This window comes from Haloterrigena turkmenica DSM 5511 (assembly GCF_000025325.1).
Taxonomy (GTDB): Archaea; Halobacteriota; Halobacteria; order Halobacteriales; family Natrialbaceae; genus Haloterrigena; species Haloterrigena turkmenica.
Window position 1 is genome coordinate 1913099 of sequence record NC_013743.1, and the last position, 22617, is coordinate 1935715.

23 protein-coding genes are annotated in these 22617 nt (G+C 64.5%); 11 read left to right on the forward strand and 12 right to left on the reverse strand.

Annotated features, from left to right (window positions below):
* Nucleotides 1-13: 13 nt before the first annotated feature.
* On the reverse strand, nucleotides 14-496 hold the full coding sequence (locus tag HTUR_RS09025) for an Lrp/AsnC family transcriptional regulator (protein WP_049941863.1): 483 nt from the start codon (nucleotides 494-496) through the stop codon (nucleotides 14-16).
* A gap of 186 nt (nucleotides 497-682) precedes the next feature.
* On the opposite strand from HTUR_RS09025, the gene HTUR_RS09030 reads away from it, so the two are divergent.
* Together HTUR_RS09030 and HTUR_RS09035 are read left to right on the forward strand one after the other, a co-directional pair.
* A complete protein-coding gene (locus HTUR_RS09030) occupies nucleotides 683-1636 on the forward strand; it encodes a DMT family transporter (protein WP_012943015.1) in 954 nt (317 codons plus the stop codon).
* A gap of 158 nt (nucleotides 1637-1794) precedes the next feature.
* Entirely contained in the window at nucleotides 1795-2469 is a 675-nt protein-coding gene (locus HTUR_RS09035; protein WP_012943016.1) for an HTH domain-containing protein, read from the forward strand.
* A gap of 86 nt (nucleotides 2470-2555) precedes the next feature.
* On the opposite strand, the gene HTUR_RS09040 is transcribed toward HTUR_RS09035, so the two are convergent.
* Both HTUR_RS09040 and HTUR_RS09045 read right to left on the reverse strand, forming a co-directional pair.
* Nucleotides 2556-3635, reverse strand: coding sequence for a hypothetical protein (locus HTUR_RS09040; RefSeq protein WP_012943017.1), 1080 nt, complete (start codon nucleotides 3633-3635; stop codon nucleotides 2556-2558).
* 154 nt (nucleotides 3636-3789) lie between these two features.
* On the reverse strand, nucleotides 3790-4557 hold the full coding sequence (locus HTUR_RS09045) for an RNA methyltransferase (RefSeq protein ID WP_012943018.1): 768 nt from the start codon (nucleotides 4555-4557) through the stop codon (nucleotides 3790-3792).
* A gap of 1040 nt (nucleotides 4558-5597) precedes the next feature.
* Here HTUR_RS09045 and HTUR_RS09050 point away from each other — a divergent pair.
* The 5 genes from HTUR_RS09050 (at nucleotide 5598) to HTUR_RS09075 (ending at nucleotide 10467) form a co-directional block, all read left to right on the forward strand.
* On the forward strand, nucleotides 5598-6839 hold the full coding sequence (locus HTUR_RS09050; protein WP_012943019.1) for a Cdc6/Cdc18 family protein: 1242 nt from the start codon (nucleotides 5598-5600) through the stop codon (nucleotides 6837-6839).
* 106 nt (nucleotides 6840-6945) lie between these two features.
* Complete coding sequence (gene folP, locus HTUR_RS09055) at nucleotides 6946-8139, forward strand: dihydropteroate synthase (protein ID WP_012943020.1); 1194 nt, start codon at nucleotides 6946-6948, stop codon at nucleotides 8137-8139.
* 207 nt (nucleotides 8140-8346) lie between these two features.
* A complete protein-coding gene (locus HTUR_RS09060; protein ID WP_012943021.1) occupies nucleotides 8347-9045 on the forward strand; it encodes a 6-hydroxymethylpterin diphosphokinase MptE-like protein in 699 nt (232 codons plus the stop codon).
* A 510-nt stretch (nucleotides 9046-9555) separates the two neighbouring features.
* On the forward strand, nucleotides 9556-9993 hold the full coding sequence (locus HTUR_RS09070; protein ID WP_012943023.1) for a hypothetical protein: 438 nt from the start codon (nucleotides 9556-9558) through the stop codon (nucleotides 9991-9993).
* A 171-nt stretch (nucleotides 9994-10164) separates the two neighbouring features.
* Nucleotides 10165-10467 carry a HalOD1 output domain-containing protein gene (locus HTUR_RS09075; RefSeq protein ID WP_012943024.1) on the forward strand — a complete coding sequence of 101 codons (303 nt, stop codon included), beginning with the start codon at nucleotides 10165-10167 and terminating at the stop codon, nucleotides 10465-10467.
* Nucleotides 10468-10497: 30 nt separating this feature from the next.
* On the opposite strand, the gene HTUR_RS09080 is transcribed toward HTUR_RS09075, so the two are convergent.
* The 8 genes from HTUR_RS09080 to trmB form a co-directional block, all read right to left on the reverse strand.
* Entirely contained in the window at nucleotides 10498-11466 is a 969-nt protein-coding gene (locus HTUR_RS09080) for a sugar phosphate isomerase/epimerase family protein (RefSeq protein ID WP_012943025.1), read from the reverse strand.
* Nucleotides 11467-11634: 168 nt separating this feature from the next.
* Nucleotides 11635-11952 (reverse strand): hypothetical protein, encoded by a 318-nt coding sequence (locus HTUR_RS09085; protein ID WP_012943026.1) that lies wholly within the window; start codon nucleotides 11950-11952, stop codon nucleotides 11635-11637.
* A 71-nt stretch (nucleotides 11953-12023) separates the two neighbouring features.
* Complete coding sequence (locus HTUR_RS09090; protein ID WP_343122706.1) at nucleotides 12024-13103, reverse strand: Gfo/Idh/MocA family protein; 1080 nt, start codon at nucleotides 13101-13103, stop codon at nucleotides 12024-12026.
* Between the two features lie 138 nt (nucleotides 13104-13241).
* A complete protein-coding gene (locus tag HTUR_RS09095) occupies nucleotides 13242-14429 on the reverse strand; it encodes an ABC transporter ATP-binding protein (RefSeq protein ID WP_012943028.1) in 1188 nt (395 codons plus the stop codon).
* 4 nt (nucleotides 14430-14433) lie between these two features.
* Nucleotides 14434-15471, reverse strand: a complete 1038-nt coding sequence (locus HTUR_RS09100; protein ID WP_012943029.1) for a carbohydrate ABC transporter permease — start codon at nucleotides 15469-15471, stop codon at nucleotides 14434-14436.
* On the reverse strand, nucleotides 15471-16514 hold the full coding sequence (locus tag HTUR_RS09105) for a carbohydrate ABC transporter permease (protein ID WP_012943030.1): 1044 nt from the start codon (nucleotides 16512-16514) through the stop codon (nucleotides 15471-15473). Before HTUR_RS09105 ends, HTUR_RS09100 begins: the two co-directional genes overlap by 1 nt.
* Complete coding sequence (locus HTUR_RS09110) at nucleotides 16504-17973, reverse strand: extracellular solute-binding protein (RefSeq protein WP_049941671.1); 1470 nt, start codon at nucleotides 17971-17973, stop codon at nucleotides 16504-16506. The genes HTUR_RS09105 and HTUR_RS09110 overlap by 11 nt, the downstream gene beginning before the upstream one ends.
* Before the next feature lie 332 nt (nucleotides 17974-18305).
* Complete coding sequence (gene trmB, locus HTUR_RS09115; RefSeq protein ID WP_012943032.1) at nucleotides 18306-19370, reverse strand: HTH-type sugar sensing transcriptional regulator TrmB; 1065 nt, start codon at nucleotides 19368-19370, stop codon at nucleotides 18306-18308.
* A 158-nt stretch (nucleotides 19371-19528) separates the two neighbouring features.
* Between trmB and HTUR_RS09120 the strand changes: the two genes are divergently transcribed.
* Entirely contained in the window at nucleotides 19529-20566 is a 1038-nt protein-coding gene (locus HTUR_RS09120; RefSeq protein ID WP_012943033.1) for a mechanosensitive ion channel family protein, read from the forward strand.
* 106 nt (nucleotides 20567-20672) lie between these two features.
* Nucleotides 20673-21116, forward strand: coding sequence for a universal stress protein (locus HTUR_RS09125; protein WP_012943034.1), 444 nt, complete (start codon nucleotides 20673-20675; stop codon nucleotides 21114-21116).
* Between the two features lie 79 nt (nucleotides 21117-21195).
* Here HTUR_RS09125 and HTUR_RS09130 read toward each other — a convergent pair whose 3' ends face one another.
* Nucleotides 21196-21606 carry a universal stress protein gene (locus HTUR_RS09130; RefSeq protein WP_012943035.1) on the reverse strand — a complete coding sequence of 137 codons (411 nt, stop codon included), beginning with the start codon at nucleotides 21604-21606 and terminating at the stop codon, nucleotides 21196-21198.
* A gap of 153 nt (nucleotides 21607-21759) precedes the next feature.
* On the opposite strand from HTUR_RS09130, the gene HTUR_RS09135 reads away from it, so the two are divergent.
* The gene (locus HTUR_RS09135) at nucleotides 21760-21999 is read left to right on the forward strand and encodes a DUF5816 domain-containing protein (RefSeq protein WP_012943036.1); all 240 of its coding nucleotides are present in this window, start codon (nucleotides 21760-21762) and stop codon (nucleotides 21997-21999) included.
* Between the two features lie 286 nt (nucleotides 22000-22285).
* A complete protein-coding gene (locus HTUR_RS09140) occupies nucleotides 22286-22591 on the forward strand; it encodes a DUF7116 family protein (RefSeq protein WP_012943037.1) in 306 nt (101 codons plus the stop codon).
* The last annotated feature ends 26 nt before the right edge of the window (nucleotides 22592-22617 follow it).

The following is a 22617-nucleotide window of genomic DNA, read 5'->3' on the forward strand; positions in this document are numbered from 1 at the left end:
GTCCAGTCGATTCTCACTCGTCGGTTAGCTCCTCGAGCAGCGTCTCCAACTCGTAGCTCTGGAGCGCGTCCCGTTCCTCGATCGCCGAGATGACGAACGTCGAGTCGGTCCGCTCGACGCCCTGGATCTGCTCGAACTCGGCGATCAATCGCTCGACCATCTCGCTGCCGCTCAACCGCGCGACGACGATGAAGTCCGTCTCGCCCATCGTGAAGTAGACGTTCGTGACGCCCTCGACGGTCAGCAGTCGGTCCGCGAACTCCTCGTACGACCCCTGATAGTCGGCGTGAACCTCGACTAAGACGGTGACGCCGAGTCCGAGTTCCTCGAGATCGATCTCGTAGCGATCGTTCTCGATGATCCCTTCTTCTCGGAGATTGTTGAGCCGGTAGTGGATCGTCGAGACCGGGATCCCGGTCGCCTCGTGGAGCCGCTCCGGGCTCCCCGTCTCGAGTTCGGCAATCGCCTTCAGCAGGCGCACGTCCCGTTCGTCGATGGCCATGGATCGGCGTTCGGTAGCCAGCGAAATGTGTCTTGTGACCGATGTAATTAGAGATATCTACAAGAGAGTGACTGGATATAGGCAGTCATTCGGAATACATCCATATGTGTGGTTTCCCATTCAGAGAAATCGGCTCGCTTGTAGAAGGGTCTAAATATAGCGACGATTTCCGAAGCGGATATGAAACTGTTCGATTCAGTGCCGAACGGGTACCGCGAAGCGGTGCTCTTTTCGATGCTCGCGCTCTGCTGGGGAACGTCGTTCGTGGCGATCGAGATCGGACTCGAGCACGTGCCGCCGCTGCTGTTCGCCGGGCTCCGCTACGCGGTTGCCGGCGTGATCGTCTTCGGATACGCGGCCGTCGTGACCGATCGCACGCGGCCGCGAGGTCGGGCGGAGTGGCTGGCGGTGACCGTGGCCGGCGTCTTCGTCATCGCGCTCTATCACGGACTGCTGTACCTCGGCGAACTGTACGTCTCGGGCGCGGTCGCGGCGACGCTCGTCAGTACGGCCCCAATCCTCACGGCGGCGTTTGCCGGCGTCGTCCTTCCGGAGGAACGGCTCTCGCTCGGCGGCGTCGTCGGCTTCGTCCTCGGACTGGTTGGCGTCATCGCCGTGGTCCAGCCGTCGCCCGGGTCGCTCGGCGACGACGTCACCGTCGGGGCCGCCCTGGTGTTCGCCTCGGCCGTCGCGTTCGCCCTCGGCAGCGTGTTCGTGCGACCGATCGACTCGGAGCTCCCGCTCGAGACGCTTCAGGCCTGGGCGATGCTCGTCGGCGGCGCGGTGCTGTTGGGCTGGGCGGCCCTGCGGGGCGAATCGGTCGCGGCGATCGATCCCACCCTGTCGGCGCTGGTCTCCTACGGCTACCTGACGGTCGTCTCCGGCGTGTTCGCGTTCCTCTGTTACTTCGAACTGCTCGATCGAAGCGGGGCGACGCAGGTCAGTCTGGTCAGCTACGCGGAACCGGTCGTCGCGATGGGCGTCAGCTGGGTCGCCCTCGGCTACGTCGTCGACTCGGTGATGCTCCTCGGGTTAGCGACGATCCTCGCGGGCTTCGGCATCGTCAAGCGCGGCGCGCTCCGGACGCTGTTGCGGTCGGCGCTCGAAACGCGCTCGACCGCGGCCTCGAAGTAGGGGTGTCCCGCCGGCGAAAGAGGGGAAAATACCGTCCGGTTCCGATTCTCGTCGAATTTCGACCGAGACGAACAGTCTCGCTGGATGGCTAGTGTCGGATATCTGCGGCGTCGATAATCTTTATCAGGACACACGTTGGTCGAACGAACACTGAATCAATGACGCCAGACACACAACCAACCGAGATCACGGCCGTTTGCCACGTTCGAGCGCCGCTGCTGCTCGAGCCGGTCGACAGGCAGGTCGAGACCCTCCGCGCCTGCGAGTCCGAAGGCGCAGTCGACGATCTACTCCTGCGCAGTTGGCCCAAGGAGGTCACGCTGACCGACGAGACGCCCTATCAGGAAGCCCTCGAGAGCGTCGAGCGATTCGAGGGGTGGGCGGACCGCCGAGGCGTGAGCATTCGACCGCCGTTCCGAGAGCGCACCGCGACCAACCAGATCAGCGGCGAGACGACCGACGTGCTGATCATGCCGATGCTCTGTCTCGAGCTCTACGCGGACGACGAACTGGTCGGCGTGTTCCCCCACACCGACGAGAACGCCGACGAGACGTACACGACCGACGAGGCTATCGCCGCGCTCCGAACCGGGGAGCTACCCACGCCGCTCGGCGGCGAGCCAGAAGAAACAACGGAGTCGACGCCCGCGGATGCGGGGGCAGGGGCCGACGACTGTCCGGACTGCGGCGCCGCGCTGGTCGACGGCCAGGGGCTGTTCGCCTGCCCCGAGTGCGGTTGGCTCGGAACCGTCAGCGAGACGGGTCAACTGGTCGCCAAGGAGGAAGCGCCTCGGGTGACCGAACGCGAGACCGCGACTGCCGACTCCCAGTAAGACGTTCGGCTCGGCGGTCCGAGGGATTCGGCGTCCGAATCCTGTTTCTCGAGTCGGGGCGGTCGCCTCGCTGGTCGCGTCCGACGTCAGAGATCGCCGTCGTACTCGGCGTTGATCGACGCCACCGGTCCGTCTCGCACCACATCGACGGTGTCGGCCTCGGTTCCGAGCGACGACTCGAGGCGGTCGACGTCGACGCGATCCTCGGCCGCGTACGTGACGATGGCCCCGGCGCGAGCGCCGTTGTCGTCCGCGAGGGCGAGGTGCTGGTGGGCACCGTTTGCGCCCTCGAACGGGCCGTACTCGGACTCGAGGGTATCGGTTCCGTCGTCCGACTGATCGGTTCCGAGCCACGTCGCGTCGAACTCCTCGGCGTCGGTGTAGATCCCCGTCGTGATGCCGCCGTTGTGACCGGCCCGGAGCAACCACTCGAACTCATCGTCGGTGGCGTGTTTCGGCTCCCGCCGTCCGACCGCGGTCTCGAGCGTTCGTCGAACCGCGGCGGTCGGATCGAACTCCGAACCCCCCGCGTTCGGGTTGGGGAAGGCGAACACCGCGTCCGTGACGCCGACGACCCCGCCGGTCTCCTCGTGAACGTAGATCGTGTAGCCATCGTCGGCCACCTGCGTTGCGTATCCGTCCTCCTCGAGCGTCGCCTCGAGGCCGTCGCGATCGTATTCGCCATCGATCGCGTAGATGCCGTTCGCGTACACGAGCGTACTCTCTCCGGCCGGCGTTTCGTCGTGCGTACTGTACGCGTTCGCTGCGGGCGAGTCCCTGAGCCGCGTCAGACCGTCGAAACACAACAGGGCGATGACGACGGGGTTGACGACGAGCGGATCCGTCGGATTCTCCCCCGATTGGACGTCTTTCTCCTCGAGAAGCGTCACCATCGTCTCGATGTCGATAGCCCCGTAGAAGTATTCGGACCGGCCGAGGTCGGGAAGCAGCGACGCGTACGACGGGAGCGCTCCGGCTTCGATAGTTCCCTCGTACTCAGTGGTCTCGCCGGGATCGGCGGGTTCGTCCGCGCCGTCGTCGGGCGTTTGATTGGTCGGATCGTCTGCAGTACCGTCGGACTCGTCAGACGAGGTCGAGCAGCCGGCCAACGCCGTCATCCCCATTCCCGTGAGATACAGTGTCTGCCGTCGATTGATCTCGGTCATTTACTCGTATTGGCCACTACCCCGATATCACTGTGGTGGCCACGTGACGGCGGAGGAAAACGACTGCAGGGCGATCACGGGTGCTCTCGAAGGCGAGTTGCGTCGCGACGCGTTCCGAATTCGCGGTCGGCTCGAGACCGGTGCTCGCGCTCGGTCAGTTCTCGGCGGGTCGTTCGGTCGCTCGGCGGAGGATGCCGAGCAGCGTGTTCGCCTCGCGTTCGGTCAGATCCGCCCGGCCGAACACGCGCCGGAGCATCCGCATCGTCTTGTCGCGTTTCTCCTCGGGATGGTTGATCTCGGCGAGTAAGTCCGCCCACTGGTCGTAGAGGCGATCGACCGTCGGTTCGGGAGCCCGGACGCGTTCGACGTCCGGCAGTTGAGTCTCGTCGTCGGCGAGGGTCAGCGAGCGCAGTTCGTACAGCGTGATCGTCGCGGCCTGGCCCAGGTTGAGAACGGGGTACTCGTCGCTGGCCGGGATCGAACAGATCTCGTCGATGCGGGCGAGTTCCTCGTTGGTCAGCCCGACGCGTTCGCGCCCGAAGACCAGCGCCGTCGGCGCCTCGACGGTCGGGAGTCGCTCTGCGAGGTCGGCGGGCGTCGAGAACGGGAACCGGACGTGGCTGCGGTCGTCCTCATTGGTGACCGCCGTACAGCCGATGGTGTGGTACTCCGTGACGAGCCGGTCGAACGAGATTTCCGTCGCGTTCGGAAGCACGTCCTCGCGGGCGTGGCCCGCGAACCCGTAGGCCTCGCCGTCGGGATCGAGTTCCGGCGGATCGACCAGCAGGAGGTCCTCGAATCCGAAGTTCTTCATCGCTCGAGCGATGGTACCGACGTTGCCCGGGAACTGGGCGTCGACGACGGCGACCGCTGGCGGGGTCCGATCGGACGGCGGCTCGGTCGCGGACGGCTCGGGAGTCATCGTTCGATGGAGGATATCGACTCGAGGAGCCGTGTATCCGTTTCGGTTCCGTCCGTTCGCAGACGTCGGCATGGAAGTCTATCGCTCGAGGCGACAGACCGAGAGGGCGGCGACTCGAGAGACGTGTCGGTCATACCTCGACTATCTGCTGCGGTGGCAAAAGGGACGCGTTCGGGAGTCTGGGAGTTCCGTTCGGAACGGTGTTAGAACCGACTCGGAAGGAGCACACTGACGGCTACCTTGACCCTATTTTGTCTATCACTCTTTATCGACCTACTTTGTCCACTCTACTTTGTCTACTACTCTACTTTATCTACCCTACTTTAGTTCTAGACTAGCTAGAACTAGATCTAGATGCGGTCGAAGCCGATTCATCGATCTGTTTGATCCGTGTTTCTGGGAGTCAGTTGGTTCTCTGGAGTCGGTTGGATCCCTGTTTCCCGACGTTGTGGTTTCTCTGTGCAGTTCTGGACTGATACGTCCTCGAGCGATCGGGTATCGGCCGAGTTGTTGAGGGGACACACACCCCCATCGCGTTTGTAACGCCGTCTAGGTGTGGGGGTCTCTTCGTGGAACACACCAGTGTCGCGGATGTAAATTTGGGGAATCAGTGGCCCGAATCTCGTCGAAATCCGGAATAATTCTGCATCCCCCTCCCCACCTTCCCCGTTACAAACGCGACGGGGGTGTGTGTCCCCTCCGTGTCAGACGGACGTCTCACATGGGGCAAAATGACCCGCTATCCGGGCTCTCGGACGGGTTCTTCTCACTTCCGTGATGTCTCCGCTCGGTTTTCCCGACTTCGACGGCGAATCGAAGTTCGGCGGCTGACCAATGTCAGCGTTACATCCGCGACGGGGGTGTCGGTGTTTGACACGCTCGAGTCACCGTCGTGGTTAGAAGCGCGAGGCCGCCGTTTCCTGTCAGAACGATCTATGTGGGCACAGACGGCTGCCTTACGGCTGTTCCGCCGCCATTTACATCCGCGAGCGATCTCCATACCTTTATTTCAATCCAGCGGGAAGGCACGGGGTACCGCAATGTCCGCAGACGACGATCGAGACCCGCTCTTTCGGTACGACGATCCGGTCTTCGCCGACGAGCGCCTGCTCGAGATTACGCACCTGCCCGGTCCGGATCGGATCGTCGGGCGCGACGAGCAGATGCAACGGGTTGCGGACGCCCTGAACCCGGCTATTTTCGGGAGCGAACCCAACCACCTGTTCATCTTCGGCAAGACCGGCACCGGCAAATCACTCATTTCCCGTTCGATCACCCAGCGGGTGATTTCCGAAGCACAGCGCGACGACATCACCGTCAAGTACGCCTTCATCGACTGTGGCGAGCAAAACACCGAGGCGTCGATCGTGAAGACGATCGCTCAGATCGTCAACGAGCCCGATCGGAGCGGCATCTCCGTCCCTGATCGCGGCCTCGGCACCGGTGACTACTACAAGCGACTCTGGCAGGCGATCGATCACTGCACCGACGTCACCATCGTCATCCTAGACGAGATCGATATGCTCGAGGACGACGAAGTCCTCCGGAAACTCTCTCGCGCGGGGGAAAACCGGCGGATCTCGGACTCGAGTATCGGTATCATCGGCATCTCCAACAAGATCGACTTTCCCGACCACCTCTCGGAACGCGTCAAATCCAGTCTCTCCCGCGACGAACTCGTCTTCTCGCCGTACGACGCCAACCAGCTGGTCGAAATCTTGGAGAAACGTCGCGACGCCTTCCACGACGGCGTGCTCTCGGACGACGTCATTCCCCTCACGGCGGCGCTGGCGGCCCAGGAACACGGCGACGCACGCAAGGCGATCGACATCCTCCGCAACGCCGGTCGCATCGCGAAGAAACAGAACGCGACGCGGGTCACTGCCGATCACGTCCGCGACGCCAAGGAGAAGACCGAGGCCGATCGCTTCAACGAACTCATCGAGGGCTCGCCCCAGCAGGCCAAGGCGATCCTCTACTCGCTGACGCTGCTGACCGAGAACAGCACGGAAAAGGAGTTCCCGACGAAGATCATCTACAACCAGTACAAGGAGGTCGCGCGGCAACTCGACTTCGACGTGCTCTCCGAGCGGCGCGTCCAGGAGATCCTCCAGGAGCAGAACTTCCTCAACGTCATCCAGTCCGAACGCGAGGGTCGCGGACGCGGCCGCGGCGCCCACGCCAAACACCGACTGCTCGAGAACCCCTCGATCGTCAAGAAGGTACTCCTGCGGGACTCGCGGCTGGCCGTCCTCGAGGACGACGGGGGCGAGGCCACGTAGTCGTCTCGCGGAGAACGCAAAGTCAGATGCGTGGTGAATACCGCAGCCGGATGCTTTGGGATGCCGGAACCGGGGCTCATTTCAGTCTCTGCTTCTCAGGTCGGATATGCACAACGTCGACGCTGCGGGGCTGGGGATCGGTGACGACTACCCGCCCCGCATTATGGGCGTGTTGAACGTCAGCGAGGAGTCCCCCTACGACCCGAGCGTCTATGACGACCCCGGCGAGGCGGCCCGATACGTCGACGAGGAACTCATCGGTGACGGCGCCGACATCGTCGATATCGGCCTCGAGTCGGCGAACAAACGGTTCGACGTGCTCTCCGCCGACGAGGAACTCGAGCGCCTCCATATCGCTCTGGAGACGATCGAGAGCGTCTCCGGGGACGCCGTCTTCTCGATCGAGACCCGCTACGCCGAGGTGGCCGACGCGGCCCTCTCGAAGGGGTTCGACATGGTCAACGACATCGCCGGCTTCGCGGACCCGGAGATGCCGGTCGTCTGCGAGGAGTACGACGCCGCCGTCGCGAAGATGGCCAGTCCGCCGAACCTCGAGCGGCCGGGGGCCGTAGAGGAAACCGACTGGGCCGCGCGCAAGTCGGTGGACTGGGCCGAGCGGGCCGACTACGTCGATCAGGTCTACGAGGCCCTCAAGCAGAACGGCCTGACCGACAAGACGATCGTCGACCCCGCCTTCGGCGGCTGGAGCGAGGCCCAGACCCTCGAGAACGACCGCGAGACCTTCCGTCGACTGCGCGAGTTCCGCGCGCTCGACCGGCCGATGCTAGTCTCGATCAACCGGAAGAACTTCCTCGGTGAGGTCGCCGGTCGCGAGACCGACGAGCGGCTCCCGGTCAGCCTCGCGGCCACGTCGATGGCCGTCGAGCGCGGCGCGCACGTGATCCGGACCCACGACGTCGCCGAGACGCGGGACGCGGCCCTGATCGGCGACGCGTTCACCGAGCGCTCGCGGACCGTCGACGACGACCTCTCGGTGACCCGACTCGACGTCCACTCGAGTCGGGAACTGCGAACGTACCTCGACGAACGCGGCGTCGATCCCACCGTCGCCGACGACTGGTACGCGCTCGCGATCGAGGTCGAGGGACTCCGGAGCGAGGATCGGGACCGTATTCGGTCGATCGTCGACGACGCCGACGCGTCCGTGTATCGTGGTACCAATAATCAGATATTGATTGTCGGCTCGGTAACCGGAATTTCCGCCGTCAAAACGCGTCTCCGCGACGAACGGGGAGATCTGTCTTCGGTCGGGGAGTCGCTCGCGCAAATGCTTGAGTAAGAGAAAGCTTATACCGGAGGCTTCAAAAAGAGGGAGTGGACGCCGGGCGGCCTCCCGGGTAGGGGTACTTTGGAGGCGACTCCCGGCCCACAACACGGAATTATTGTGGCCTTACGTCGACCAGTGACGACTCGACTGGGCCGACGGTTCTCGTACCGGCCAGCGACGAGTCCGAACACGGATAGGACTCCGGCCGTCAGTACGACCATGGAGTTCGACGAGTGGGAGCCCGTCTACGAGGCGATCTGTCGCGATTTCGGCTACGATCGAACCGACGACGAACGAGCCCGCGACGTCCTGGCCTCGCTGACCGACGACTTCGATCTCGACCGCCTCTCGAGCCTTCGAGACGCCACGGTAGCGGTCACCGGCGCCGGCCCGTCACTCGAGTCGGAGTCGGCCCTCGAGCGGGCGCGGGCGGCCGACGCCGTCGTCGCGGCTTCGACGGCGGTCGATACGCTGGCGGCGAACGGGATCGACACCGACTGCATGGTGACGGATCTGGACAAGAACCCCGAGACCGTCCGCCGGTTGACCGACGCGGGGACGCCGGTCGCGATCCACGCCCACGGTGATAACGTGCCCCTCGTTCGGGACGTCGTCCCCGACTGCGCGAGCGAGTTCGTCCTCCCGACGACGCAGGCCGCGCCGCACGGGCCGGTCCGAAACGTCGGCGGGTTCACCGACGGCGATCGGGCGGCCTTCCTCGCCGACCACCTCGGCGCCGCGGAACTCGTCTTCGTCGGCTGGGACCTCGAGGACCCCGCCGTCGCCCCGCCCAAAGCGCGCAAACTCGAGTGGGCCGAGCGACTGCTCTACTGGCTCGAGTCGCGGCGTGCCGAGCGTTTCCCGGTGCTGGACGGCCGGCGGGACGCGATCGACACGAGTGCCCTCCCCCTCGAGTGACGGCTCGTTCGACGCGGTCGACCGCGTTCGTCACTCGATTCGGTACCGCGCGACGCCGTCGCAGCCACAGGTCGGACAGGACACGCCCTCTAACTCGCGGGTCGTCCCGCAGCGCCGACACTCCTCGATGACCCTTTGTCCGTCATCGCGCCCGAAAACGGTCTCGAGTACGATTCGCAGTCCCGTCGATGCCGACTCCCAATTCGGTCTCCCCTGACCTCGCATACCCATCGCTCCCATCATATCCGATTTCGTTATGGTCCTGTTACCGTGAATAACACGAATATTGATAGAAGTGTGGACCCAATACCCACGCTATCCGTTACGTAATGCGGCGCTTACCCCGTCGTACACCGCCGAACGACGCCGATTCCTTTCGGTTTCGATTCGGTACGACGTTCCCCTCTCTCGAGTCGCCGATGTTCTCGGCTGCGTGTCACTGCGAGACGGCGCGAACCTATCGGAACGACGGTAATAACGGTTAAGACGAATAGGTCGCCATCGTAGTACGTGGATCCCCGACTCATCGTCACGGTCCCGGTACTGACGTACTACGTCATTGTAGGGTTGTTCGCCCTCGCCCAGTCGACGGTGGGCGCGACGTTTACGCAGGGCCAGCCCGCTTTTCTGCTGGTCGTCGGCGTCGTCGGCCCCCTGGTCGCGCTCGGACTGATATGGCTGCGAAACTACATCTACGGAGCGCCGTTGCTCGTGGGCGCGTTGTTGCCGACCGCGTGGTTCGTCTGCTACTTCTTCTTCGTCCACGACAACCCGGCGAACGTGTTCGCAGTCGGCGGCGACGGATCGACGGCGTATCTGGCGGCGACGTTCGGAATCGTCGCCACGTCGCTGATCGCCGCGGGCGTCAGTTGCTGGCTCTGGTATCAGGTGAGCCCGCAGTTCCGGACCGCGGTCGATCGGTTCATTCGTCCCGAGGCCGCCGAGTAGTCGGCCGGCATCGCTCCGACGATGTCTCTCCGGACTCGAATTTCGTCAGACGCTCCTCGACGGCCGATTTCAGAACGGCGAAATACCGTCGTTTGATGGCTTCTAAAGGTGCTTTGTCACGTGGGTTTGAGAGCCGCTACGCTTATCGGGCCGTTCGATGTAGCGACGGCTATGTCCGCTTCGTCCGACCCGTCGTCCGATGCGGTGGCACCCAGCCAGGCCGTCATCGAGGCGATCGCCGCCCACGAAGGCGTCGACGTTACCGACGTCGAACCGCCGGCGTACGAGCCGCTGTACACGGTGGTCAACCCCGAAGCGTTAGATCGACTGTTTCAGCCCGCTGCCGGTTCGACGACCGCCCGAGTCGTCCTCGAGTACGAGGGGTACGAGATCACGGTCTTCAGCGACGGGCGCGTCGACGTGAGCGACCGATCGGTCGCCGACGGCTCCATCGAGTTCTCGCTGGAAGACTAGGCACGCACTCGAGACTCGGGGACCGCCCTCCTAGTCGGCCCAGTAGGCCTCGCCCGGCTCGGTCTCGAAGATCGCTCGCTCGAGCAGGTCGACAGCCTTCTCTAAGCCCTCCCGGGAACTGGTCAGCGAGTCCTCGTGCTCGATCGAGAGGGCGCCGTCGTAGCCGACCATCCGCAGCGTCGAGACGATGTCCTTCCAGTGGCCCTCGCCGTGGCCGTAGCCGACCGAGCGGAAGAGCCACGAGCGGTTCGGCTCGTCGTCGTAAGCCGTCGTGTCCAACACGCCCTTCTCGCGAGCCTGCGCGTCGTAGATCTTGGTGTCCTTGGCGTGGACGTGGTGGATCGCGTCCCGCTCGCCCAGATAGCGGATCGCGTCGGTGATCGTGATCCCCTGCCAGTAGAGGTGCGATGGATCGAAGTTCGCGCCGATACGCTCGCCCGTCTCCTCGCGCAGCCGAGCCATCCCGTGGGGTTCGTAGACCAGCATGTTCGGATGCATCTCGATCGCGACATCGACGCCGTGCTCGTCGGCGTAGTCGTTGATGTCGCTCCAGTAGGGTATCGCTTGCTCCCACTGGTACTCGAGGGCCTCTTCGTGTTCCGGCGGCCAGGGGGCCGTGATCCAGTTGGGGACCTCGTCGTTCGGTCCCCCGGCGGGGAGGCCGGAGAAGCAGGTGACGGCGTCGACGTCGAGCTGGCCGGCCAGTTCGATCGCCTCGCGCAGTTCCGTGTCCGCCCGCTCGGCTCTCTCGTCGTTCGGATGCAGCGGATTGTTGTGCGTCGCGAGCGCGCTGATCCGCATATCGTACTCCTCGAGGAGGTTTCGCACCTGCTGTTGTTCGGCGTCGTTGTCGAGGTACTCGGCCCGCGAGAGGTGGTCCTCTCCCGGATGGCCGCCGACGCCCGGTTCGATCGCGCTCACGCCGAGGCCGTCGAGGTACGAGAGGGCCCCCTCGAGCGATTCGTCCGCCAGCGGCGGGGTGTGTACGCCGATGTCCATATCGACCACCAACTACGGCGGGAGAGATAAAACGCGGGCCAGCAACGCGGGGTCTCGATTACCGGGATTATCGCGGCCACCGGAGGGAGTTCGATCCGTCTCCGGCGGAGCGAGACGACGCTGTTCGGTTCGTTCAGTTCTCTGTCTGGCACGCTACCGGGTGGCGTGCTATCTCGTCGGCGGACCGACCCGCCGCGGCCGCCGGTCCGTCGTCGACCGCGGGATCGCGCGGACGAGCGTCGACGCCGATCGGTAGCGGACCCGTTCGGTCGGCGACTTGGTCGCGACGAGTTTCCAGAAGCCGGGCGAGCGAAACGCGATCTCACACCGGCCGCGGCCGTCCGTTTGCTTTCGCTTCGAGCCGGCCTCGACGAGCGCCCCCTCGATCGGGTTGTTCCCCTTGTCGCGGACACGGACGGTGATCGGCCGTCCGACGGGCACCTCGTGGCGGCTGATCTCGAGCACGAGGGATCGTTCGATCTGCATGCGAGTTACTACCACGAGTGCGGAGAAAACGGCGTATCTGCAATCGCAGGCACCGGCGTCGACGCCGCAGTTCACTCCTCGATCGTGATCGTGTGGCCGTCGTCGCTGGACCGGTAGATCGCGTCGATGATCCGCTGGACGGAGAGCCCGTGTTCGACGCTTCTGTCGTCGGGATCGTCCCGGAGGATCCGATCATAGAACTCCTCCTGTTCCGCCGAGTGCGTGTCGTTCTCCCGCGTCTCGATGGACGTGTTCTCGAGGTGGTCGGGCCCGGCGGTGCTCGCCGAGTGGATGGTCAAATCGCCCTCGAGCAGGTCGAACCGCGCGGCCGCCTCGGTGCCTCGAACGACGAACTCGTGGTTCGCCGGCCGGTTGGTCGCCCACGCGACTTCCAGCGAGATGGTCCGGTCGCCCCTACACCGGATGAACGCGCTGGCGGAGTCGTCGACGTCGAAGCCGGCCGGACCGGCGTCCTCGCCCCACATGTCGAGGTAGGCGTACTCCTCGTCGGACCCGAACTCGCCGCGGGCGACGCCGGTTACCTCCGAGACGGGAGGGAACTCCAGCAGGTAGAGGGCCAGATCGATGGCGTGGACGCCGAGGTCGATGAGCGACCCGCCGCCGGCGATCTGTCGGCGAGTGAACCACGAGCCTCGCCCCGGTATGCCTCGGCGTCGGACGTAGTTGGCTTCGACGTGGGTTACCTCGCCCAGGTCGCCGCGTTCGATCCGGTTGCGGACGATCCGGACCGTGTTCGAGAACCGATTGTTGAAGCCGACCATCGCGTGGCCGTCCGAGTTGGCGGCGGCGTCGGCGATCCGTTCGGCGCTCTCGAGGGAGTGTGCGAGGGGCTTTTCCAGCAGGACGTGCAGATCGCGCTCGAAGGCGTCGACGGCGTACTCCTCGTGGTACTTGTTCGGCGTCGTGATGACGACGGCGTCGACGGTATCGTACAGTTCGTGGTGGTCTTCGTACACGTCGACGTCGTAGCGCCGGGCGAACCGCGACCGCGCTTCGGCGGCGACGTCCATCCCTCCCACGAGCGGCACGTCCAGTTCGATGAGACGTTCCGCGTGATACTGGCCGATGTTCCCCAAGCCAACGATTCCCGTTTTGATGTCGCTTCGATCTGTTGTCATCGGAGTGTCGATAGCTGCAGTCTGTTCTCGGACTGATACACCCAATACCGTGATATTGAACCTTTGTACTCGAACGTCTTCTGTCCGTTGCCAAACGGCAGCGGCTGATACGCCGATCGGCGATCGCTCGCCGCTGACGGTCGAGGCGGGTCAGCTATCGGCTTCCGTCGGCGTCGTCCCGGGCTCTCGTTCCGAGCGGTCGGTCAGGCCGTGGAGCAAGGCGTCACCGGTCGCGGTGTCGAAGAGGTGAATCTTCGATCGATCGAGCACGACGTCGACGTCCTGGCCCGCCTCGATCTCCGTATCGGGGGTGACGCTCATCAGCAACTGGTTCGGCGACGTGGCGGGATCCTGATCCATCGAGCCCGTCGCCGCTTCGGAGAGCAGCAGATAGACGAAGACCTCGTCGCCCATCGGCTCCAGGACGTCGGTCCGGGCGTCGATGGGATCCGTCGCCGCGGCCAGCGAGTCCGCGTACTGGGTCAGGTGGACGTCCTCCGGTCTGACCCCGAGGGTGACCTCGTCGCCGATCGACACGCCCGAAAGCCGGCCCGGATCGAGGTCGATGATAAAGTTGTTCGTCTCGAGCCCGCCCTCGATGAGCGTCCCCTCGACGAAGTTCATCGACGGCGAGCCGATGAAGCCCGCGACGAAGAGGTTCGTGGGTTCGTTGTAGCAGACGAGCGGCGGCGCGATCTGCTGGAGTTTCCCGTCGTTCAAGACGGCGATGCGGTTGGACATCGTCATCGCCTCGGCCTGATCGTGGGTGACGTAGATGACCGTCGCGTCCAGCTCCCGGTGGAGCCGCTGGAGCTCCGTCCGCATGTGGACCCGGAGTTTCGCGTCTAAGTTCGCCAGCGGCTCGTCCATCAGGAACACGTCCGGGTTGCGAACGATCGCGCGGGCGATGCCGACGCGCTGTTGCTGGCCGCCGGACATCTCCGCCGGCATCCGATCGAGCATGCCCTCGAGCTGGACGATGTCGGCGGCCTCCTCGACGCGCTGACGGATCTCCTCGTCGCTGTACTTGCGCAGTCTGAGGCCGAAGGAGATGTTCTCGTAGACGTCCATGTGGGGGAACAGCGCGATGTTCTGGAAGACCATCGCGACCCCGCGATCCTTGGGGGCGAGGCCGGTGACCTCGTCGTCGCCGATGTAGACCCGACCCTCGGTGGGCTGGGTCAGCCCCGCGACCGTCTCCATCGTCGTCGACTTCCCGCAGCCCGAGGGGCCGACGAAGGTGACGAACTCGCCGTCCTCGACCTCCAGACTGATGTCGTCCACTGCCGTTTCGTTTCCGTATCGTTTCGTGATGTTCTCGAGTCGTACTCGTGCCATTGTGTTACTCCTTGAGTGCTCCTGCGGTGAGTCCGCTAACGATCTTCTCCTGTGCGATGACCACGAGTATCGCGACCGGAATCACTCCGATGATACTCGCGGCGGCCATCAGATGGTACAGCACCTCGTACTGGCCCTGGTAGGCCAGGATCCCGTCGAGGATCGGCGCCCAGTTCTGGGGCTGGCCGTCGGTCATCAGGAACGAGAAGAAGAACTCGTTGTAGACTGCGATGAACGTCAGCACGCCCGCCGTCGCGACGCCGGGGGCCGACAGCGGGATGATGACCCGGAACAGCGCACCGAGTCGGGTCGTTCCCTCGACGCGGGCGGCGTCCTCGAGCCCGTCGGGGATCTGCGAGTAGAAGGTCGTGAGGATGAATATCGCGAGCGGCATGAAGATCGCCGACAGCGGCGTCACCAGTGCGAAGGGAGTGTTGTAGAGCGTCCCGTCGCCGGTGATCGGCTCGAGGAAGAAAAACGACGTGTTGAACAGGTCGTTCAGCGGGATAAAGAACGCCGCCGGCGGGAAGAAGGAAATGATCAGCACCAGCAGCATGAGCGGCGTCCGACCGGTGAACTCGAGGCGACCGAAGGCGTACCCCGCGAGGCTGGCGACGACGAGGACGACGGCCGTCGAGGCCAGCGCGATCACGAAGCTGTTGAACATGTAGACGTGGAACGGGATGACCTCGAAGACCTCGATGAAGGCGCCGGGGTTGAACCCGTTCGGCGTGAAGACGATGTCCTGGAGCTGTCCTTCGGGCGTCAGCGCGACCATGAGCAGCCAGTAGAACGGGAACAGCGTCGTAAAGAGGAAGAAGATCGCCGCGACGTAGAACAGCGCCCGGTAGACTCGTTCGGGGTTCTCGATGGAGTTGGCGGCCCACTGCTGGAGCGGGCCGCGGTCGAGCTCCGCGTCGCGGCCCTCCTTGAGGACGTTCCTGCCCCCGTCGGGGCGGCGGAGCGTCGGATCTCTCGGTCGGTCACCGTCGTCGGTACCTCTGGCGTCGTTCGGATCGGTGGGTTCGTTCGGATCGGACATCAGTACATCCCTCCTTCGGTGTCGCGGAAGAGCACGACGTAGCCGCCGATGATCAGGCCGATGACCAGCGCCGTCGAGAAGGCGACGGCGGCGGCCGTCGCGTAGATTCGCGTGCCGCCGAACATCGCCTCGACGACGAGGCAGGTCAGCGACGGCACGGTCGTACAGCCGGCGGTCGACTCGATCAGTCCGAAGACGCGCATCGCGTCCATGGTTCGGAACAGCATCGCGACCAGCAGCGCCGGCATCACCAGCGGAAGCGTGATCAGTTTGAACCGCTGCCACGGCGAGGCCCCGGCCACGCGGGCGACGTCGTACAGACTCCGGTCGACGCTCTGGAGTCCCGCGAGGATCAGCAGGGCCATGAACGCCGACGACTTCCAGATGTCTGCCACGAGGATGATGACGAACGCGTCCCGGCTGTTGGCCAGCGGCGTCGAACTGAAGAGCCCGATGCTCTGCATGAGATCGGAGCCGAACCCGACCGTCGGCTGGAACATCAGGAAGAAGATCATCCCCTGGATGACGATCGGCACCGCCCACGGGAGGATGATCGCGACGCGGACCCAGCGGCGCCCCGTGAAGTCCTGATCGAGCACGTAGGCCTGTCCGAACCCGATCAGCGTCTCCACGATGACGCTGATGATCGCGAACGCGAGCGTGACGAACAGTGCCTGCTGGAAGAACGGCGTCCCGAGTTCGATAAAGGGGAACGAACCGGTCAGCCCGACGTCGAGGAACTGCCGAGCCAGCCGCGCGTTCCCGGTGAGGATGTCGACGTAGTTCTCGATGCCGACGAACCCGCCGAGCGGGTCCATGCCCCGCGTCTGGTCGGCCTGGAGCGACATGACGAACGTCCGAATCATCGGATAGAACGCGACGAGCGTCAACAGCGCGAACGCCGGCAGCAACAACAGGTACGCGTAGGCCCCCTCGCTCAGGCCCTCCATCCAGTTGATGACCGCATTGCCGGTCCGCTCTCGATCCTGGCTCCGTCCGGATTCACCGCCGGTCAACACGTCCGTGTCGGTATCAGTTGCCATTCGTTTGCACCTCCGATTCGCTCTGCTGGAGTTCTTCCGCGAGATCGTTCATCGCCGCCTCTGGCGCATTTGCGCCGCGGTAGGCCGAATTGACCGACTGATAGATCAGCGCCGACTGCTCGGGCCAGAGGTCGGTCGCCGGCCGCGGAATCGCGTTGTCGCTGGCCGCCTGCACGACGTCGCCGTAGCGGGCGACCGGGCCGACGTCGTCCGGGCTGGCCTCCGCGACCAGGTCGAGATTCGGCGGGAGGTATCCCCCGAGTTCGAAGATCGTGAGCATCACCTCTTCGTTGGCGAACGCCTCGAGGACCTGCAGCGCTTCCTCCTTGCGATCCGAGAACGGGCTCACGACCAGGTTCCAGCCGCCGAGCGCCGCGGCGGTGCCGCCGGTGCCTTCGAACTCGGCTTCCTCCTCGGGGACCCCGACCGGACTCGTCGTGACGCCGAGGTCCTCACCGAAGGCCTCCTCCGCGCCGGTCTGGGCGATCGCGAACGACCAGTTCCGGTTCGAGACGGCGTTGCCGGCGTCGAACGGGCTGAGCGACTCCTGTTCGGTCCACTGGACGATCGGCGACGGACTGATCTGGGCGTAGCCGTCGAGAGTGTTCTGATTCTCGCCCTCGATGAACGAGCGCATCATTCGAATCGCGTCGATGACCGGCTGTTCGTTGACGGTGACCGGGCGGTCGCCCGCGGTGAAGAGGTTGTCCACGCCGCCGTAGTACGCTCCGCCCCAGCTCGTCATCACCTCGTTGAACGTACAGCAGGACAGCCCCTCGTAGGCGGCCGCCTGCGTCGTGTACCCGTAGTTGAGGTCGGCCTGGTCTCTCGCGTCGCTGACCGCGTTCGCGAACTCTTCCCACTGCGGCGGGTCCGTCCCCCAACTACTGGTGTCGTAGCCGGCGTCCTCGATCAGGTCCTGTCTGTAGAGAGTGAACCCGAGGTCCGGGAACAGCGGCAGCCCGTGGAGGTCGCCGGACTCGGGGTGGCGAGCCGTCTCGAGGATCGCGTCGAGGTAGTTCTCGTTGACGAACGAGACCGTCTCCTCGGGGAGCTCTTCGGTCAGGTTGACCGTCTGATTGCGCAGAACGAACGGGACCGTCCAGCCGCTGTCCATCATGTGGATGTCCGGCGGGGCGCGACCCGCCTCGAGGGCCGACTGGGCCGTCTGCATCCGCGACGCGGAGTCGCTGACGACGGTCTGAATCTCGAGGCTGATGTCGTCGTCGAGACCGGCGTCCCAGAGCGCCTGCTGGACCGAGGGCCCGTCCCCGTCGCTGTGTATGATCCCCTCGACACCCGAGTCTGCGGTCATTACCACTGTCCCCGGTTTTCGACCCCGGCCGAGACAGCCGGCAACGGCGACCGTTCCGGCCGCAGCGGACGCTGAGGCGGTCTTCAGGAACGATCGCCGCCCGAGCCGATCCCGGCCGTTGCGACCGGCAGTATCACGTCCCATGACCTGTGGGCCGTCCACGGTTGGTAACTTAGCTGTTGGCAATAAATGACATACTAAGGAGTGAGAGTCCGGTTCGCGGCTCCATTACGCCCTCCTTGTCAGTAACGACGAACCGAGGGATGTAGGTGGGTAAGTTAGACAACAGTACCGCACCGTCGCCCAATCAGCCATTGCCGACTGACAGTCGGCAGATGCCGGCCGTCGAGCGATGTACTAGCCGAATGACACCGGTCGGGTCAGTTCCGTCTCGAGAATCAACGACGAATTCGAATTCGAACCGCCCGTGACGGAAGCGAACCGTCGACGATGTGGGCCGTCGACGGCGCCGACGATCAGCCCTCGAGCGTCGGGGGCTCGTTGCGGCCGATGTGGATCTCGTGGGCTTCGACGTCCTCTAAGGCGGCGACGCGACCGCCGACGGTGACCTCCTCGCCCTCCTCGGTCTCCAGGGTGAGGCTGGCGACCTCCTCGCTGACCTCGAAAGAGACGTCGAGGATGCGGCCGCGGACGACACACGGACCACCGACGTCGACGTCTCGGCCCTCGATCGTCGCGTAGAACTCGCCGCCGGCCTCCATGATGTCCTTGACGCAGCGACGGATCGTTGCGTACTTGCGCGGGTACGTCCGCGAGCTGCCGTCCTCGCCCAGGGTCCGTTCGGCGGTCGTCCAGAGGACGGTTCCGAAGAAGCCGGAGACGAGAAAGCCCAGCGCCGAGCGGTTGAAGATGACGCCGTAGCGGTCCTGATCGTCGCGCAGGGCGTCCTGGGTCGCGTAGATCGAGTAGTTACCGTCGGCGACGGCGATCACCGGCGTCGTGATCCCGCGTCGCGCGCGGGCGGTCGTCGCGATCTCGCGGTAGTCGAACTCGGCCGGATCGGGCGCCTCGCTGGCCGGCGTCACGATCAGGTCGACGCTGACGCCCGCCTCGACGGCCGCCTTCAACTCGTCCTCGAATCGGGTCAGCAGATCCGGCGTCAGCGACAGGGAGAGTTCGTAGTCGGCGGCGTCGATGACCTCCTCGAGGTAGCGCAGGATCGTCGAGCGCGATTTGACCAGCGAGACGGCCTCCGTGTCGCGGGCGGGCGCGGTGTACCGGGCCTCGAGTTCGTCGATCATCTCCGAGAGGGACTGCTGGACGTTCTCGAAGGCCTCCTCGGGATCGATCGCGACGACTTTCATCGGGCGGGACTCGCGGAGTTCGACGAGCCCGCGGTCGCTGAGACTGCGGACGGTGTCGTAGACCCGCGGCTGCGGGATGTCGGTCCGATCCGCGATTTCGCTCGCGGTGAGCTGTCCCTGCTCGAGAACGGTGAGATAAGCGTCGATCTCGTACTCGCCGAGATTGAATCGCTCGCCGACCCCTTCGACGGTCGAGCGGAGCTCGTCTGGTGCCATACGAGCCCCTACGCTCCCGACGGATATATGATTTATTATAACCCGAGTAGCACCTGTTTTCGAAATCGGGTAGTTTCGGTCAGTGAGAGGCGTTCTCAGTTGGCAAGGTGTCCGTGACAGTCAGAACTCTTAACCACAGCGGTCCAGAGTGTGCTGCTATGCGCGGGGTGTTACAGGGAAACGAGAGCGAGGCCAGCGAAGCGGCCGAGGGAATACGAGGTATGTTGCCGTTCTCCGTCTCGCAAACCACGGTCAATATCGTCCTCTCGCTTCTCGTGGTCGTCGCCGGCTGGTACCTTTCGAAGTACGTCGTTCGGATCGCCGGACGGACAGTCGCTCGCCGGATCGAACGCCCCAGCGTCACTCGGACCGTCCTTCGCGCCGTCAGACTCTCCGTGCTGTTGTTCTCCCTGTTCATCGCCGCGGCCATCCTCGGCGTCGGCGACACGCAGATCCTCCTCTCGGTGACCGTCATCTCGGCGGTCGTCGCCGTCGTCCTCGCGCCGCTGGTCGGCAGCCTGATCAACGGTTTCTTCGTGCTCGCCGATCGCCCCTACGAGATCGGCGATATGATCGAAATTCCCGATCAGGGCCACCGCGGGTTCGTCGAGGACATCACGATCCGGTACACCAAGATCTTCACCCTCCAGAACACGTTCATCGTGATCCCGAACTCCGCGATTCAGGAACGGGACGTAATCAACTACTCCGCGGAAGACGAGCGAACGCGGATCTCGCTCTCGTTCGAGGTCACCTACGGGAGCGATATCGAGGCCGCGCGCCGACAGGCCGAACGAGCCGCCAGAGCCGTTGGAACGGTTATCTCCGGTGGGCCGGACATCCGAATCGGTAGCGCGCGGTACGGCGCGGCGCCCCTCTGTAACATCGAGGAGTTCGCCGATCACGGCGTCGTCCTCGAGCTCTTCTTCTGGGTCAAAAACCCCTACAAGCTAAACGTCGCCCGGTCGGCAGTACAGACGGAGCTCCGTGAGCGGTTCGCGGACATCGACGCCGAGTTCGCCTACCCGCGGCGCCATCACGTCTTCGACGAGACGAGCGGCGTCGCTCGCATGTCCATCGAGGAACGGGGCGTCGAGCGGCCGGCGCCCGAGTCGTCGGTCGAACGGGGCCCGCAATCCGAGGGTGAGGGCAAAGGGGGTGACGGGGCCGACGTCGGCGAACCGGCCGATCAGTGACGCCGGACCGATCACCCGCACCGTCCATCTGGTGAGAAACTACCGCCGCGGGAGAACTGTGACCGTCTTTTATCCGGGTTCCCGTCTAAGTCTGCGGTAGCCGACGATGTACGACGACATCCTCATTCCGACCGACGGGAGCGAGACGATCGCCGAGACGCTGGCCCACGGCCTGCCGATCGCCGAGCACAACGACGCGACGGTCCACTCGCTGTACGTGGTCGACAGCCGCGTCACCGCCGCGGCGACCGACGAGACGGGGGCCGAACTCGAGTCCTCCCTCGAGGACGAGGGTCGCGAGGCCGTCGCTGACGTCGCCGAGCGGGCCGAACACCGGGGACTCGAGGCCGCCACCGACGTCCGGAAGGGGACGCCGTCGAAGGCGATCCTCGAGTACGCCGACGAGCACGGCATCGACCTCATCGTCATCGGGACGCGGGGGAAAAGTCCGCGGGAGAAGATCGCCTCGCTGGGCAGCGTCTCCGAGCGGGTCGTCGACAACGCCGAGATTCCGGTGTTCGTCGTCCGCGATGCGGGCGGGACCGACTAACGGACCGTCCGGACGATAACAGTCAGCAGTAACGCGAGAACCGATGGAGAAGAACCGCGACGCGGTCGAGTCGCCGTCGCTACGCGCGGGCGCCTTCGATCGTAATGACCTCGCACTCGAGGTGACTCCGCAGGTACTGGTCGATATCCGGGTTGTCGGTAAAGCGCCGGAAGAGCCGGCGGAGTCGGCTCGCCTGCTGGCTGCCGATGACGACCGCGTCGGCGTCCTCCGCCGCCACCTCGTCGAGGATGCTCTCCTCGACGAGGAAGCCCGTCCGTACGACGTAGCGAGCGTTCTCGAGGTGGCCGAACGTCCGCTCGACGGCGGTCTTCAGGTCCACCCGCGTCACTTTCCGTCCGTTCTGATAGAGATCGACGTGGAGGACCGTCAGCGCCGCCTCCCGCTCGCGAGCGATCTCGATGGCTCGCTCGAGCGTGCGTTTGGAGCGTTTCGACAGGGGATACCGAACGGGGACGACGACCAGCGACATTACTCAAGCGAACGGCACCCGCCCGGGTAAACCTTTCAGTTAGGACAATCACGACTGTGAATGTATATCACGATCGGTCGCGACCGCTCTCGGAGTTCCGAGCGCGGAAGACGGAAGGACAGTCATTTATCTCGAGCGACGATAGCTGGTGGTATGCAATCACGGTCCACTACGGACGGGACGACCGTCTACGTGACGGAGACCGAGGGCGACCGCGGCTCGAAGGGACCGTTCCTCGTCGCCTACGAGTCTCCCGACGCCGACCGACGGTACGGCTGGTTCTGTACCAACTGCGAGAGTTTCGACAACGCGATGGATTCGATGGGGCGGATCAAGTGCAACCAGTGTGGTAACTTCCGGAAGCCGACCGAGTGGGACGCCGCCCACGAGTAACGACTGTCTCGCGCACGTACCGTTCGGCGGCCGTCGTCCGGACGTCAGTGGACGACGCGGACGACGGCAAGCGACGGCCGATCGAACGCGACTGCCCGCGACCCGTCGATTCACCACGTTTCTGTAGAGTTGGTCGGTTTCCGACCACTGATCGGCGAAATACTGTAGCGCTTATCGTCAGTTAGACACACGAGGCACTGTTCGTTGGAGAATCGCGCACCCCTTGGTACGGACTAACATTTATGGTGGGGGCCGTCGTATACGGTAGTGAATGGGTCCTGTTAACATGCGACTCGTCGAGCAGGCCAGGTCGATCTTCGCAGAGCTCGGTTACACCGTCGAAGGAACCGGCCCGACGTTCCGCGCCGAACGCGAGTGGAAAGTCGTCCACGTAAACACCGTCCTCGAGACAGGGGAGTTGCCGTCCGAATCGGGGCAGTTCCACTGTTTCGTCGCTGAACCCGAGGACGCGGACGACCTCGAGAACAAGCTCCGGAGCCGGAACCCGGACTACGAGTGGGCTATCATCGTCGTCGACGGGGAAGACTATCAGGTCGAACGAGCCCCGCCAGGACCGCGCGTCACCGCGTAACGACGCAGACGAGAATCCGAACCGCT

Coding starts and splice junctions, on each gene's coding strand:
- HTUR_RS09030 (WP_012943015.1), top strand. CDS start 683: ATGAAACTGTTCGATTCAGTGCCGAACGGGTACCGCGAAGCGGTGCTC.
- HTUR_RS09035 (WP_012943016.1), top strand. CDS start 1,795: ATGACGCCAGACACACAACCAACCGAGATCACGGCCGTTTGCCACGTT.
- HTUR_RS09040 (WP_012943017.1), bottom strand. CDS start 3,635: ATGACCGAGATCAATCGACGGCAGACACTGTATCTCACGGGAATGGGG.
- HTUR_RS09045 (WP_012943018.1), bottom strand. CDS start 4,557: ATGACTCCCGAGCCGTCCGCGACCGAGCCGCCGTCCGATCGGACCCCG.
- HTUR_RS09050 (WP_012943019.1), top strand. CDS start 5,598: ATGTCCGCAGACGACGATCGAGACCCGCTCTTTCGGTACGACGATCCG.
- folP (WP_012943020.1), top strand. CDS start 6,946: ATGCACAACGTCGACGCTGCGGGGCTGGGGATCGGTGACGACTACCCG.
- HTUR_RS09060 (WP_012943021.1), top strand. CDS start 8,347: ATGGAGTTCGACGAGTGGGAGCCCGTCTACGAGGCGATCTGTCGCGAT.
- HTUR_RS09075 (WP_012943024.1), top strand. CDS start 10,165: ATGTCCGCTTCGTCCGACCCGTCGTCCGATGCGGTGGCACCCAGCCAG.
- HTUR_RS09080 (WP_012943025.1), bottom strand. CDS start 11,466: ATGGACATCGGCGTACACACCCCGCCGCTGGCGGACGAATCGCTCGAG.
- HTUR_RS09085 (WP_012943026.1), bottom strand. CDS start 11,952: ATGCAGATCGAACGATCCCTCGTGCTCGAGATCAGCCGCCACGAGGTG.
- HTUR_RS09095 (WP_012943028.1), bottom strand. CDS start 14,429: ATGGCACGAGTACGACTCGAGAACATCACGAAACGATACGGAAACGAA.
- HTUR_RS09100 (WP_012943029.1), bottom strand. CDS start 15,471: ATGTCCGATCCGAACGAACCCACCGATCCGAACGACGCCAGAGGTACC.
- HTUR_RS09105 (WP_012943030.1), bottom strand. CDS start 16,514: ATGGCAACTGATACCGACACGGACGTGTTGACCGGCGGTGAATCCGGA.
- HTUR_RS09110 (WP_049941671.1), bottom strand. CDS start 17,973: ATGGGACGTGATACTGCCGGTCGCAACGGCCGGGATCGGCTCGGGCGG.
- trmB (WP_012943032.1), bottom strand. CDS start 19,370: ATGGCACCAGACGAGCTCCGCTCGACCGTCGAAGGGGTCGGCGAGCGA.
- HTUR_RS09120 (WP_012943033.1), top strand. CDS start 19,529: ATGCGCGGGGTGTTACAGGGAAACGAGAGCGAGGCCAGCGAAGCGGCC.
- HTUR_RS09125 (WP_012943034.1), top strand. CDS start 20,673: ATGTACGACGACATCCTCATTCCGACCGACGGGAGCGAGACGATCGCC.
- HTUR_RS09130 (WP_012943035.1), bottom strand. CDS start 21,606: ATGTCGCTGGTCGTCGTCCCCGTTCGGTATCCCCTGTCGAAACGCTCC.
- HTUR_RS09135 (WP_012943036.1), top strand. CDS start 21,760: ATGCAATCACGGTCCACTACGGACGGGACGACCGTCTACGTGACGGAG.
- HTUR_RS09140 (WP_012943037.1), top strand. CDS start 22,286: ATGCGACTCGTCGAGCAGGCCAGGTCGATCTTCGCAGAGCTCGGTTAC.